General features: G+C 45.1%; 11 protein-coding genes. 4 read left to right on the top strand and 7 right to left on the bottom strand.

Translation table 11 applies throughout. From position 1 onward, the window contains the following. Positions 1-251 precede the first annotated feature (251 nt). A complete protein-coding gene (locus AC58P5_RS01905; protein WP_497384231.1) occupies positions 252-1,172 on the bottom strand; it encodes a tyrosine-type recombinase/integrase in 921 nt (306 codons plus the stop codon). Between the two features lie 632 nt (positions 1,173-1,804). Here AC58P5_RS01905 and AC58P5_RS01910 point away from each other — a divergent pair. The 3 genes from AC58P5_RS01910 (at position 1,805) to AC58P5_RS01920 (ending at position 4,982) form a co-directional block, all read left to right on the top strand. Continuing rightward, positions 1,805-2,287 carry a hypothetical protein gene (locus AC58P5_RS01910; RefSeq protein ID WP_497384232.1) on the top strand — a complete coding sequence of 161 codons (483 nt, stop codon included), beginning with the start codon at positions 1,805-1,807 and terminating at the stop codon, positions 2,285-2,287. Positions 2,288-2,441: 154 nt separating this feature from the next. Beyond that, the gene (locus AC58P5_RS01915) at positions 2,442-3,584 is read left to right on the top strand and encodes a YncE family protein (protein ID WP_497384233.1); all 1,143 of its coding nucleotides are present in this window, start codon (positions 2,442-2,444) and stop codon (positions 3,582-3,584) included. Positions 3,585-3,863: 279 nt separating this feature from the next. Then, entirely contained in the window at positions 3,864-4,982 is a 1,119-nt protein-coding gene (locus AC58P5_RS01920; protein WP_497384235.1) for a mandelate racemase/muconate lactonizing enzyme family protein, read from the top strand. 36 nt (positions 4,983-5,018) lie between these two features. On the opposite strand, the gene AC58P5_RS01925 is transcribed toward AC58P5_RS01920, so the two are convergent. The 3 genes from AC58P5_RS01925 to AC58P5_RS01935 are packed head-to-tail and all read right to left on the bottom strand — an operon-like array spanning position 5,019 to position 8,652. After that, complete coding sequence (locus tag AC58P5_RS01925) at positions 5,019-6,203, bottom strand: aminotransferase class I/II-fold pyridoxal phosphate-dependent enzyme (protein ID WP_497384236.1); 1,185 nt, start codon at positions 6,201-6,203, stop codon at positions 5,019-5,021. Continuing rightward, positions 6,196-7,134 carry a D-alanine--D-alanine ligase gene (locus tag AC58P5_RS01930; RefSeq protein ID WP_497386009.1) on the bottom strand — a complete coding sequence of 313 codons (939 nt, stop codon included), beginning with the start codon at positions 7,132-7,134 and terminating at the stop codon, positions 6,196-6,198. The genes AC58P5_RS01925 and AC58P5_RS01930 overlap by 8 nt, the downstream gene beginning before the upstream one ends. Before the next feature lie 27 nt (positions 7,135-7,161). Then, positions 7,162-8,652 carry an aminotransferase-like domain-containing protein gene (locus tag AC58P5_RS01935; RefSeq protein WP_497384238.1) on the bottom strand — a complete coding sequence of 497 codons (1,491 nt, stop codon included), beginning with the start codon at positions 8,650-8,652 and terminating at the stop codon, positions 7,162-7,164. 272 nt (positions 8,653-8,924) lie between these two features. Here AC58P5_RS01935 and pdxR point away from each other — a divergent pair, with 272 nt between their 5' ends. Continuing rightward, complete coding sequence (gene pdxR, locus AC58P5_RS01940; RefSeq protein ID WP_497384240.1) at positions 8,925-10,355, top strand: MocR-like pyridoxine biosynthesis transcription factor PdxR; 1,431 nt, start codon at positions 8,925-8,927, stop codon at positions 10,353-10,355. Positions 10,356-10,442: 87 nt separating this feature from the next. Here the strand turns inward: pdxR and AC58P5_RS01945 are convergent, their stop codons facing one another. The 3 genes from AC58P5_RS01945 to AC58P5_RS01955 form a co-directional block, all read right to left on the bottom strand. Next, the gene (locus tag AC58P5_RS01945; RefSeq protein ID WP_497384241.1) at positions 10,443-10,979 is read right to left on the bottom strand and encodes a pyridoxamine 5'-phosphate oxidase family protein; all 537 of its coding nucleotides are present in this window, start codon (positions 10,977-10,979) and stop codon (positions 10,443-10,445) included. A gap of 250 nt (positions 10,980-11,229) precedes the next feature. Continuing rightward, on the bottom strand, positions 11,230-12,285 hold the full coding sequence (locus AC58P5_RS01950) for a hypothetical protein (protein WP_497384242.1): 1,056 nt from the start codon (positions 12,283-12,285) through the stop codon (positions 11,230-11,232). Continuing rightward, the gene (locus AC58P5_RS01955) at positions 12,275-12,850 is read right to left on the bottom strand and encodes a sigma-70 family RNA polymerase sigma factor (protein ID WP_497384243.1); all 576 of its coding nucleotides are present in this window, start codon (positions 12,848-12,850) and stop codon (positions 12,275-12,277) included. The genes AC58P5_RS01950 and AC58P5_RS01955 overlap by 11 nt, the downstream gene beginning before the upstream one ends. Between the last annotated feature and the right edge of the window lie 272 nt (positions 12,851-13,122).

The raw sequence follows: 13,122 nt of genomic DNA on the forward strand, positions 1-13,122 counted from the left end.
ACATTCATGCCCATATGACGTTTTACAGTCGTGATTTGATTATATCATCCTGTCTGTTTATATGCAATATCCAAAAACCCGGACAAAACTATCCAGGTTCTTTTTTGATTTCCCGCTATTATTAACCACATTAAAAACCATGTGAGTGTCGGCTTTGTGATCTTCCATGGTATCCTCTGCTTGATCGATCACAGTTGCTCTGCTATACATGCCGGTAGGTGCGTATGCATTCGTCTTCTATTCGGTCAGCACTATCCAATCGCCTCTATTGGTATGTTAACAGAAGCCATCGCATTTTTCTTTTGCTCATCATTTACATGCGTATAGAGCGCGGTGGTTTCAATGGATGCATGCCCCATAAGCTCCTTCACGATTCGAATATCATGCTCTTTTTTTAGCATCATGGTTGCAAAAGAGTGCCGCAGCTTATGGCAGGATAAATTCATGTCCGTTACCTTTGGATTTTTTTCCTTAAAAGCTGAAAAAGTTTGGTTAGCGATCTTCTGGATCTGCCTGATCGAGAGTCGTCTTCCCTTTTGCGATACAAAGAAGGCGTCTTCTTTTTTGCCATAAGGAGTAAGCCGCTCCTCCAAGACTTTACTTAAATAGTCCTTAAGCATATCGGGAAGAGGGATTTCATTCCACTTCCTCCCCTTACCGAACACTTCGATCGTTCCTCTTGCCTTTTTGAAGTTCAAGAGGTTCAGTCGGTGCACTTCACCCACTCGCAATCCGCAATAACCCATTAACAGGAATATGGCGATATTCCGATTCCGATATCTTCCCTTGATATACTCCAGGCTTTGTACCAGTTCATCTTCTTCGAGATATACGGGTTTCTTATTTTTCTCGGTCTTGGATTTTTTCACTTCCAATGCCGGATTCTTCGTTGCCAACTCAAAGTCGATCAAAGCGCTGTAAAAGGATCTTATGGCTGAAAGTGACCGATTTCTTGTAGACTCACCGGCCGTTTGTTGCTTGGAAACAAGAAAGTTGATAACGCCTATCTTTCCGGCTTCTTCAATTGGACTTCCTTCTAAGGATTGAAGAAAGCTCAGTACTTCCCTCCTATACTCTTTTTGCGTTGCTTCGGTATATCCGGAATGTTTCATCCATAATGAAAATGCACGGATCTGCTCCGCATATCTCTCTTTGATTTCATCACTATACATCAAGGTGCGTTCCCCCTCCATCAACAAGTGCTCACCGGTACATCTGGGTTATTTCTAAATGTTAGACCGATAATAGAACCCCTAGTCTTGGTCGCAAATAAAAATAAAAATCGATTTAAAAGGAAAGTGCGCCAAATATGTATTTGGCGCACTTATTATAACACATTTTTTCCTTAGTTGGGTCAACGCAAATACTAAAAAGGCGTTTCAACAAAGTCTCTTGTTCATCGGGCAACGGGAGTAGCATGGTAGCGTCAGCCTTTCACGTAAAGGCAGGCTTTTTTATCTTGATAAAATCTTAAAAGAGATTCTTTTATCACGAATTTTTAGTCTTGAGCATTTCGAATCCCAGGGACTGAAAACGCTTTTCCTAATTCCAATCTTCGGCGTTGTGTTCGGGGGTTCCCTGTTTCATCGGGTTCATCCGTTACCCGTTTTTATCATGAAAATTAATTATTAAAACGGGGCGCACGCCGTCACGGACTAGACTGACATTTCTCATAGCTGCGAGTACTGCAACTTGGACTGACAAAAAATACATGTGAAGGCTTGCTTCCTTATGTTCGCAGCCACCAGGAACAGCCAACTTCTTCGCCGTTTCTCATGATATAATTAGTTGACTTTAAGGAAAGATGCTTGCTGATGGACAAAAACTATACGCCAAAAGTCGACCGGGATCGGATTTTCAAGGATGGATGGAACATGCCGGCATTTACGATGGTACGATAAGTGATAACTGTATCTGGTCTACTCCTGGACCAGGCGGTTATTCACAATTTCAAACTATTCAAGCTTGGGGAAAAGAATTTAATGAAGTATATGCAATGAATGTGTGGGAAACTACTTCTGCGCAAGCTAAAGCAGCCTACAACAAATCATTTGATCTCTCTGTTGGGGATCCATATAGTTGGGATGCCGTTAAGTCCAGTAATCATGAATGGTATTGCAGTAAGATTCCTTACAGAGGCTACTTGGATACAACTACTATTAACTTAGATGGGAATGCTTGGAATTGCTTTGTTTGCATGGCCGATCAAACCGATGCCTGGGTATTTCCTGCAGACATTTACGTTTCAAAGCACACCAAAGAAAGAGTTAAATTCACCTCGTCTTAATTAAATTTGCTTAATAATATGTAGTATGTTCATTCACATCCAAATCATATTTGTTTTCATTAACTCAACATTCCACCTACGATAGTGTAATAGATCCACTTAAAAGTAGGGGGACTTGCTCCCCCTCCCCTATTTATTATTAAGGAGCGTTGTTATGGACATAAAAAAAATAACTGCTATCACAGCAGGTGTAATGCTGCTACCATCATTACTTGTTGGTTGCAATGAATCTACCCCTGAAAATAAAAGAAACGATAAAGCAATATACGATATATATGTGGATTTAGCAGGTGACGTGCTATATCTGCAGGTAGATAATATAGATACCGCCACCTTTCAGTATAGTTTAATAAATCACTATGCATTAAAGAAGGAAAAAAAAACAATCTCAGATTTGTCGTATACCTCTGATGGAGAAGTGTATGCATCCGTAAACTCACTTACAAATCCTAATAATTCAAATAAATTAATTGTATTTGATAAAGGAATTAGAAAAAATGAGATTCCACTAAAGAATAGTAAACAATCTACTCGTGTTATAAGTGATCAGATAAAAGGGAAATCTTATGTGGTAGCGGCACCTACAAATCAAAAAATTGCTGAGAATGGTAACCCAATCGCAATTACTAATGATACAAATAATAGTGAAATAGAAGCTTCACTTTTTGTTAAGGGAATTGTCACCAGCTATGAACTTAGTAAAGAATATTTGTATCTTAATGTTACAGAAGCAAAAAAGGCTCTCTTTAACGATGTACCCGATAATTACATTTTAGCTGTTAATAGAGATGATAATAGTCAAAAGATATTAACAGAACGAGGATTACCTTTTATGGGTAATGACATAAAAGTTGCTCAGAATATGAACATGTATATCACAAGCAATGTAAGCAACAGCTCAATCGATCATAAGATCGGAATTATAGATCAAAGTGGTCAATTTCTACAGGAAATTAAGTTAGATAAATGGTTAGACAAAATTGTTATTGATCAAAACGGGATAGCCTATTTAAATAATAGAGACAAGGACACATTTTATGACTTAAAGGGTGAAACCGTAACGCTTTTTGATACAAATAGTAATAAAATTGTTGGTGAAATCGATGGATTTAAGGGACCATCTGACTTGAAATTAATAGATCAGTATTTGTTTGTAGCTAATATTGAAAATGGAACGATTTCTGTTTATGATACAAAAATTAAAAAGATTTTAGGTGAAATAAAAACAGGTGAGAATTCACATCCATATAGCTTCCTTATAGTGAAAAACGGCATAGTGAATAATCCTAAACGTTAGTCTAACCGTTCTTACAAAGATAAATATTTCACAACTATATACTGCAAATGTTTGAATCATGTTGGTATAAAAAACTCATTAGTGTATTTTATTGTTCCCTCTAACATTTTACGTCACTCCGTTAATCTGTGTGTCATGAACTCTCCTACGACTCTCCCTCAGTCGATTCATTTGATGTATCTTGCGTGAATAATTGACACTTTCATTCTATTTTCCGACATAAAACGGTGAACACGTGACATACTAAGCAGGAACAACAAGTTTAGGGGGATAGTATGCTTGCTAATTCATAAAATCGAAACCTTTCCGCTCTTTTATCGTCTTCCCGCGGCATATGGAGATGCCAACGGCATTAAAACCTACAGAACCAATTATTTGTTCCGGATTACTACGGATACCGGCGTCGAAGGCTGGGGGGAGTGTGTGGATTGGCTGCCAACCTTGCATAAAGGTTTTCAGGAGCGAATCATTCCTTATTTGATAGGTAAACCGATCGTTGACAGAAGCAAATTGGTTCTGACTTTAAAAAAGTGGCATTCGCGCATAGCCACGGCTGTTAGTATGGCATTAACAGAAATTTTAGCCAAATCGAGCGGGTTGTCCGTATGTGACCTATGGGGCGGAAAATATCGGGATAAAATACCCGTCTATGCCTCGTTTCAGTCCTATTCAGTAGAACCGGATTGGCACAAAGATTCACTTGAAGCGATTAATGGAGCGGTTACCGAAGGATTTAATAGGATCAAGATAAAAATAGGCGGTAAATCAATCGCTGAGGATCAGCGCCATGTTCTGTCGGTACAACATTTGTTGCAAGGAAAGATTAGTTTGGCTCTGGACGCCAATCAAAGTTATGATGTGACGGCAGCTCTACAGTGGAAGACTATGCTTGAGAAATGGTCCAATCTCCTATGGATGGAAGAACCGCTCCAAATTAAATACATAGCTGAATATACCGCATTAAGAAACCGGTTCCTTGTTCCCTTGGCCGGAGGCGAGAACATCAAAATGGCATCGGATTTTATTCCCCTGCTTTCCCAGCATGCTCTGGATTATATCACTCCCGATCCCTTGCATCTTACCGGGATAGACGAGTACAGGGAAACGTTAAGCCTCGCCAGAAAATTCGGCATTCGTGCAACGCCTCATGCTTTTGATGGTGCATTAACACGCTTATATGCTTTATTCGCTCAAGCCTGCTTGGAACCATGGAGCAAAATGGAAACGGAAATGATCGAACCTGTGGAATGGGATGTGATGCACAACCCGTTTAACCATTTGATTTCGGTTCAACCTTCAAATGGTGAGATAGCCATTCCATCCGGCATCGGAATCGGGATTGAAATCGACTTGGACATGCTTGCATTTTATCAATGGGACGGAAGCAGTTACGAATAGTTTCCTGCAAGGTGACGGAATGTAGTGATCGTTTCATCAAATCGGCTGCGTCACCCGCATAAACCTTCCCATCCGCTCCAGCACCTTCTCCAAATCGAAGAGCGAGGCTGCATAGGAGCAGCGAATAAAGCCCTCTCCGCCGGATCCGAATACATGTCCCGGCACGACCGCCACCTTCGCTTCCTCCAGCAGCCGAAGAGCGAACTGCTGAGATGACATGCCAGTACAAGCAATGGAAGGAAAGGCATAGAAAGCCCCCTCAGGCTCGTGACAGGTCAGCCCGATTGCATTCAAGCCTGCTACAAACAGCTTGCGGCGTTCATTGTAGCTCGCCATCATCTCATCCTTGGCAGCCAAGCCATGGCGCAAGGATTCGATCGCGGCGATCTGTGCAAGGGTAGGGGCGCACATGGCCGTGTACTGGTGGATTTTCAGCATGCCGGCTATCAACTCGCGCGGGCCGCAAGCATAGCCTACCCGCCAGCCTGTCATCGCGAACGCTTTGGAAAAGCCGCTGATGACAATCGTACGCTCCTTCATGCCCGGAAAGGAGGCGATACTGACATGTTTTCTTCCATAGGTCAGCTCGGCATAAACTTCATCCGAAATGACAACCAAATTATGTTTGATAATGAGCTCTACAATCGGCAGCCAATCCTGCTCCGTCATAATTGTTCCCGTCGGATTACATGGATAATTGATCATCAAAGCCTTCGAATGAGGTGTAATCGCCGCTTGAAGTGCTTGGGGAGTCAGCTTGAACTGCTCCTCTACCGTAGTCGCCACCTCCACGATTTTACCGCCATGCAGATGGGTAATCGGTTCATAGGCAACATAGCTTGGCGCGGGAATAAGCACCTCATCGCCCGGATTAATCACGGCTCGCAGAGCCAGGTCGACGGCTTCACTGCTCCCCACTGTCACGATGATTTCCTGCCCGGGATCGTAGGAAAGCGCGAAGCTGTCGGCAAGATAAGCCGAAAGCTCCTCCCGCAGCTCCATCGAGCCGGCATTTGAGGTATATTTCGTCTGCCCTTCACGCAATGCTTGAATGCAGGCTTCACGTACCTTTTCCGGCGTAACGAAATCCGGCTCTCCGACTCCAAGGGAGATTGTATCTCCGCCTGCTGCATTCAGATCAAAAAAAGCACGAATACCAGAAGGCCGAATATCCCGTACACGCGAGGATAAAAACCGCCCTGTACCCTCTTCGCTAAACATCTTGCACCATCCCCCATTCCTGTTTCCGCTCAAGGAGCGAGCTGGCAATAATACGGTCCAACAGCTGTGTATACGTCATCCCTGCTTCTGCTGCGCTCTTCGGAAGCAGGCTGTTCCCGGTCATTCCGGGTAAGGTGTTCACTTCCAGCACGTAAGGTACATCCTGACACAAAATCATATCGACCCTTGCATAGACCTTGCACTGCAGCAGCCGGTAGCTGGCAAGCGCCGCTTCACGCACACGCTGCCGGGTAGCGGGAGGTAGCTGGATCACCTTTTCCTCAGCGCCGCCGGTCTCATATTTCGCTTTGTAGTCGAACCATTCCGAATGCGCGGAGCGAATACCGATAATCGGTAATACCTCGCCGTCCACAATCGAGCAGGTAAGCTCCGTTCCTTTAATATAGGGCTCAATCAAGATCGCCTGATCGAAACTGCAAGCTTTCTGAACAGCCGGGAGCAATTCCTTCTCATTATGCACCAGTTGGATACCGATGCTGGATCCCCCCGTATTCGGCTTCACAATAATCGGGTAACCCAGCTGCTTCACCGCCTGCGGTTCATAATCGTCCATCCCCTGCCAGCAAAGGCCTTCAGGCGTATGCAAGCCTACAGTCTTCAGCAGTCTCTTGGATAGCTGCTTATTCATGCATAGGCTGCTTGCCAGGACACCGCTTCCTGTATATGGAATGCCCATTGTCTCCAGCGCTCCCTGCACCGTGCCGTCCTCGCCATACTGGCCATGAAGCGCCAATAGCGCGAGATCGATGCCGGTCTGCTGAGCCTGTGCGATTAAATCCGCTCGCCGATCGATCACAATGGGAACCGCCTCATAGCGGCTGCGATCCAAATGCTGGATCATCTCTTGACCTGTCTGCAGAGAAACCTCACGCTCAGAGGAAATACCACCCATAATAACGCCGATCTTCATCATGACACCTCATTCTCTTAAAAATCATTAGGCCTGAAGAAAGCTGCGCGCCACCTGGCCGATTATCCGTATACCCCGCTCGATATTTTCATCCGTTACTCGTGAAAAACCAAGCCGCATTGTATTCGTCCCTTCGCCTTCTTGAATAAAAAACTTGTCTCCCGGCGTAAAAATAACACCCTGTTCTGTGCAAGCTTCTAGCAGTTGGCGAGTATTTACGCTTGACGGGAAGGTAAGAAACAAATGCAAGCCCCCGTCGCCGGACAGTTGCGCCTCAGGGAGATGTGCTTCACAGCATGCCTTCGTCAGCTCATATTTGCGCTTATATTCCATACGTGCTTTTTTTATATATTTGTCGAAATTTCCGTTGAGCAAGTATTGATATAAAATCGATTGATCGATTGTTGATGTATGAATGGTGCGTGCACGCTTAATGCTTTCCAGGTTGTTGATCAGCGCCCGGTCTCCAAGCACCCAACCCACTCGCAAGCCAGGGAACAGCACCTTGGAGAGGCTGCCGATATAGATGACTCCGTTCCCTTGCCCTGCTGTCGCTATCAACGGGGCAACATGCGCTCCCGAGTAGCGCAGCTCCTCATTGAATCCATCCTCGATCACCGGAATCTGATAGCGGGCCATTAATTTGATAACGGCGCTGCGCTTCGCCGGCGACATGACGATGCCTGTAGGGTTGTGATAGGAAGGAGTCAAATAGGCCAGATCGAAGCTGTTTGTCTGTTTCTGCAATACCTTCTCAAGCTGTTTCACATCAATACCGTCACGCTCCATCGGAATGCCGGTAATTTCAAACCCTTGCAGTTTCAAATTTTTGATCGCTGTATGATGGGTCGGATTTTCACAAATTGCCGCTCCGCGGCGCGCCGAAGGGCGCAGTGCCGACAGCACAATGTCAAAGCCTTCTGTAAACCCGCTTGTAATCAGCATATCCTTGCCGCTTATATCGATGCCCTTATTCTCCATATAACGGATCAGGTAATCGATCAGCGGTTTATAGCCCTTGGCATAGCCGTAGTTGAGCAGCACCTGCCCTTCGATTGCCATTCGATCCATAAAGGCTCGCCTTACATCCCCCAGATCAAACAGCTGCTCATCCGGAGCGATGCTTGTGAAAGAGATGACTCCTTTTTGGGCGCGAATGCCCTGCTTCATCCTATCCAGCTCCACAGCCGATACCGCATACTCGTTCATTCTTGCCTTCCAGTCGATCTGCCAGGCGGCAGAGCCGTCAGCTCCTCCGTTTTCTGTAGTCAAATGGCCCACCGTAGCGGCCACATAGCTGCCTTTGCCGGGAATCGCATACCTAAATCCGTCATCCTCCAGGCCTTCATAGGCTGCAATGACGGTATTGCGGCTTACCTTTAGCAGCCCGCTCATTTCTCGTGTGGAGGGCAGCTTCTGATCCGCTTGAAGCGCCCCTTTTATAATTAACCGTTTGATGTATTCTTTCACTTGTAGCGCGACCGGACGGTCACCGACGAGCTTGAAATCCTGGAACATCGTTCATCGCCCCCATCTATAATGATGGCATAGGAGACGTGAGAAAAAAAGAACCACCGCAATGGATTTTTAATCCTTCGGTGGTTCCTCCGCATTTTATTCCCTATACGTCCTCATATCCATACTTGTACCGGTCTAAAACCCGATCATTCTATCGTTTGCAAAAGCAACTAGGATTATGATAACGTATCAGTCAATGGAGTGTTAATTAATATTCAGAATTAAGGTTTTGGAACAGTCCATAATCCCGGAGAAACACTAGAGGTGAATGAATGCTCAAAGTAAACCGAGATGACGAACGTCCCATCTGGCAGCAGCTTCTAGACCAAGCGATTCATAATATCACAACCGGAAAATGGCCGCCGGGCGAATTGCTGCTCCCATCCCGCGAACTCGCTCCATTGATTGGCGTTTCCCGCTCAACCATACAGATTGTTTACGAGGAGCTGTTCAGCCGCGGGTACACCGTCACATCTCGTCGCGGCGGAACAAGAGTCAGCAAATGGACATATGCGGCTCGTCCTTCAGAGGTTGCAGCGACACAAGGACCCGTCCCCCCCGAATTGCCTTTATTAAACTCTGCAATCGGGCATTTGCACAGCTGGTTCGGAGACAAAGCAAATCGAAAAGTAGAGATCGATTTCAGTCCCCATGAGCCTTATTTAGACGAACATTTTCAAAAGAATTGGAGGCAATCATTTTTACATGCCTCCACTGAAACTGACCTGGACAGTTGGGCTTACGGCGACTCTTATGGATTCCTGCCGCTGCGAGAACAGATTCAACGTTATTTGTCGCTTGAACGAGGCGTTCATGTGAACATCGATCAAATCATATTAACCTCGGGCGCGCAGCATAGCATCGATTTGATCGCACAAGCCCTTTTGCATGAAGGTGAAACGGTTTCGGTTGAAGATCCCGGCTTCCCTGCTGCCTGGATGGCGATGAAGTATCGGCGTATGCAAGTCGTCCCCGTTCCGGTCGACGAATACGGGCTGTGCGTTAACCGCATTCACCCTCAATCCAAACTTGTCTTTGTTACGCCATCGCATCAGTGTGCGGTTGGAGTTATTATGTCGGAGCCTCGCAGGCAACAATTGTTACACATGGCTGCCGGGCAGCGGTTTTGGATTGTCGAGGATGATTACGACAGCGAATTTCGATATCGCGGCGACCCGCTTCCAACCTTATACAGTCAGCGACCTCAGAACACGTTGTATATGATGAGTTTTTCCAAAATGGTTGCTCCCGGTATTCGGATATCGGCAATCATTGGTCCCAAAGAGGCCATTCGTCAGCTTGCCCGAGTCCATGAATTAACCTATCGTCATCTTCCGATTATGGAGCAATTAACGCTTGCTCATTTTATCGAACATGGTCATTTCATGCGTCATATGAGACGAGTTCGAAATGTATATCGGCGCAGACACGAAGCCATGACGAAGGCCATCATCACGACAGGTCTGAGTGAACACTTCACACTAAGCGGCGTAGAAACGGGGCTGCATATGCTTCTTGAGGCTAATCGATCCTTTGACGAAGAAGCCGTGACCAACCTGGCACTTCAAAAAGGAATCCGTGTTTATCCGCTTAGCGCGTATTGTTTGGAGAGCGATCGTAAAGGATGGGTACTGGGTTTTGCTAAAGTAGATGAAGCAGCCATTGAAGAAGGCATTTATCGGCTAGCGGAGATGCTAGTATAAGACAAGCATCCGCGCCCCTAATCGTCCCGGTGCGCGTTTACGTTCCAGTAATAGCCATCCGGCAAGTAATGTATAAATAAAACCAGCTTATACGGTTTTTCCAGGTTTGAACATTTTTTCTTCTTCTATTGCATTTTCTTTCGCGGTGATATGATGGGGATCAATTCTGTACACCTGAACGGGACCGCCAAATACCGCCGACCGGTATTTATCTACGTGCTGCCGAGATAACGGCCGATTATAATAACCAGGCACATACTTATCCATCATTTCTTGCAGCATGAGTGTAGCTTCCTCCAGATCGACGATAGGCTGTGCCTTGCCAAAAATCATCACACTCATATACGACGTGTCCGTCTTGGCAGGCACCGGATCAGTAATCGTTCCATATTCTTCACACACCGTAAAACAGACTTCCGGATTAGCACTCATAACCTGATTTCTTCTCCCGCCGGTGGCTCCATGGAAATAAAGCTTCCCATTTGTCCAAACGAAATTGAGCGGAACTACATACGGCAGATGACCATCGACCATACCAAGTTGTCCAATTCGAGCTTGCTGCAGAAATGTATCCATCTTACTCTTGTCCAACACTTCTCTGATCTTGTAACGTACTCCATCCATTGTTATCACTCCTAGTGTATTGAAGGATTATTAGGCAAGTTTATCAGCCTTTGGAATGAAACTAAATGTCCATATAGATAGAATTAGAGCAATCCATAACTCACGCATTGCTCTCCTGACATGAGATAAAGTAAGCGTCAAATAACCCCCACCTATAATGAGGCGAGGGCTGTTTGACGCTTACTTTCATGCAGTACGAGGCTCATTTGACCTACTTTCACTTTGGTTAAATGAGAGTGGGAATCACTTGTTATTTCTTCGATGAGGGTTCATTTTTGTGTTCAATAACTTGTAATACTTTTGGTTCGATAGCTTTTAACAGTTGTTCATAAGAATGATTGCTTTTAGGAACATCGCCACTATTTTCACCTTGAATTTGTCCATCCACCTGTGTTTTTGCGATGACATCAATCACTTGTTGTTTAGAGATATGTTTAGATGCTGCAACTTCCACGACAGATTTACCTTTTGCCAGTTCTTGTTTTAATTCTGTCGGGCTAATTTTTAGTAAAGTAAACAGTTTGGCATCGTTTAAAAAGGCGTCGGCAAAATAATCAGGCTTGCCATCTCTAGAGAAATACCCTTCTATTTGAATGGTTGAAGATGTAGGCTCGCCTCCGATCAGAGAAATATTGATTGCATTGCCCTGAACAAATACCTGGTAGAACGGTGTTTTCGATCCCTTTTTGGTGTAATTCAGCATAACCGTTTTTTGATCCGGGTTCTCCATTTGCTCCATAGCAAACTCGTACTCTGCGATGCTGCCATATAGTTTATCGATTAGGACATCTGTCTTCGACTTGATTTCCTGATCGGTTAAAGCAGTGAGCGGCTTCTCCTTAGGCTCCCAATTCTCTTGAATCACGTGTTCAATCGCACCCGTGGTACCGTTTGAATGAAGGGTAATCTTTTTGCCGGTCCCCCCTTTTTCCTGCAGGATGATGCTTGTTTGGACACCTTGAACGCTGCTTGCATCGATAATCTCAAATGATTTTGTTTCGGGAAATGCGCGATACAGCTTCTCAAGTGCTGCTTTGCCAACCTCGTCCGTCTTGACTTGTTCAACAGTCATTGGTGTTCTGGTAAGCATTTCAATCAGAGTAGGGGCCGCATATGCTGCGGTTGGAATCAAAATCACAGCAGCAACTATTCCACCGATTAATCGTTTTTTCATGGTTATTTCGCTCCTTTTTCGTTGCAAATAATGAGAATAGGATTGTTCGATTCGTTTGGAAACGGCCGGAGGACACTCCATAGTTTCCGCTTCTTTTTGCAGATGTTCACGGATTTTGCGTTCAATAGTCATTGATCTTTTCCATCCTTTCCGGGGGGAGATTCCATATGTTTTTTCGAAGCGCCTGGAGACCGGCATGATATCTGGACTTGACTGTACCCAGCGGAATATCGAGCAATGTAGCGATTTCCTCCAGCGTATAGTCGTGAAAAAAGCGGAGGACAATCACCGTTCGCTGTTTGTCGGTCAGCTTTTGGATGGCCTGCGATATCATTTGGTTCGTCCCATCCATCAACACAGCAGGTTGATCCCAATGAGATTCCTCCCGAGAGAAGGCACGGATGCGTTCAAAAATTCGGAATCTCCGCCAGCTCTTGACCCGAAATCTCTGCACTTGTCGGATGACCAAGCCGTGCAGCCAGAAGTGGAAAGGTCGGTTCGTATCATAGTTGGCAAGTGAGGTCCACATTTGCATATAGATCTCATTCATGACATCTTCCCGGTCTTGCCGATGATCCACCAGAAAGGAGACGGTCCGGTAAACGTCCTGATAGGTGGCATCATACATCGTATGAAACGCCTGTTGATCACCGTCTTTCATTTTTGTGAGTAATTGGTACATATATTCACTTTGCATTCAGAAGGCCCTCCTGAGTAAGCGGCTTACACTCTATATTGTCTCTCTATCGAAAAAAGGTTCGGTTCTTCATTTCTTTTTTTGCAAACGGCTGAGTGTCGGCGGCCATCAGATCAGGAAGACAACCAGGAGTGCGGCGCGTTGAATGATTTCATTTTAAGTTGAGATGGAATGAAAGCAGACCGCTATACGGCAATCATGGCGTCCACTACGAGAATAAAACAAAAGCCGGATTCCTTAAAGTAGGAAAATCCGGCTTTTTTAACTATTGA

The sequence above is a fragment of the Paenibacillus sp. JT31N7 genome (assembly GCF_059692095.1).

Excerpts from the sequence above, each read along its gene's own strand:
- AC58P5_RS01905 (WP_497384231.1), bottom strand. The coding sequence starts at position 1,172 with ATGTATAGTGATGAAATCAAAGAGAGATATGCGGAGCAGATCCGTGCA.
- AC58P5_RS01910 (WP_497384232.1), top strand. The coding sequence starts at position 1,805 with ATGCTTGCTGATGGACAAAAACTATACGCCAAAAGTCGACCGGGATCG.
- AC58P5_RS01915 (WP_497384233.1), top strand. The coding sequence starts at position 2,442 with ATGGACATAAAAAAAATAACTGCTATCACAGCAGGTGTAATGCTGCTA.
- AC58P5_RS01925 (WP_497384236.1), bottom strand. The coding sequence starts at position 6,203 with ATGTTTAGCGAAGAGGGTACAGGGCGGTTTTTATCCTCGCGTGTACGG.
- AC58P5_RS01930 (WP_497386009.1), bottom strand. The coding sequence starts at position 7,134 with ATGAAGATCGGCGTTATTATGGGTGGTATTTCCTCTGAGCGTGAGGTT.
- AC58P5_RS01935 (WP_497384238.1), bottom strand. The coding sequence starts at position 8,652 with ATGTTCCAGGATTTCAAGCTCGTCGGTGACCGTCCGGTCGCGCTACAA.
- pdxR (WP_497384240.1), top strand. The coding sequence starts at position 8,925 with ATGCTCAAAGTAAACCGAGATGACGAACGTCCCATCTGGCAGCAGCTT.
- AC58P5_RS01945 (WP_497384241.1), bottom strand. The coding sequence starts at position 10,979 with ATGGATGGAGTACGTTACAAGATCAGAGAAGTGTTGGACAAGAGTAAG.
- AC58P5_RS01950 (WP_497384242.1), bottom strand. The coding sequence starts at position 12,285 with ATGACTATTGAACGCAAAATCCGTGAACATCTGCAAAAAGAAGCGGAA.
- AC58P5_RS01955 (WP_497384243.1), bottom strand. The coding sequence starts at position 12,850 with ATGCAAAGTGAATATATGTACCAATTACTCACAAAAATGAAAGACGGT.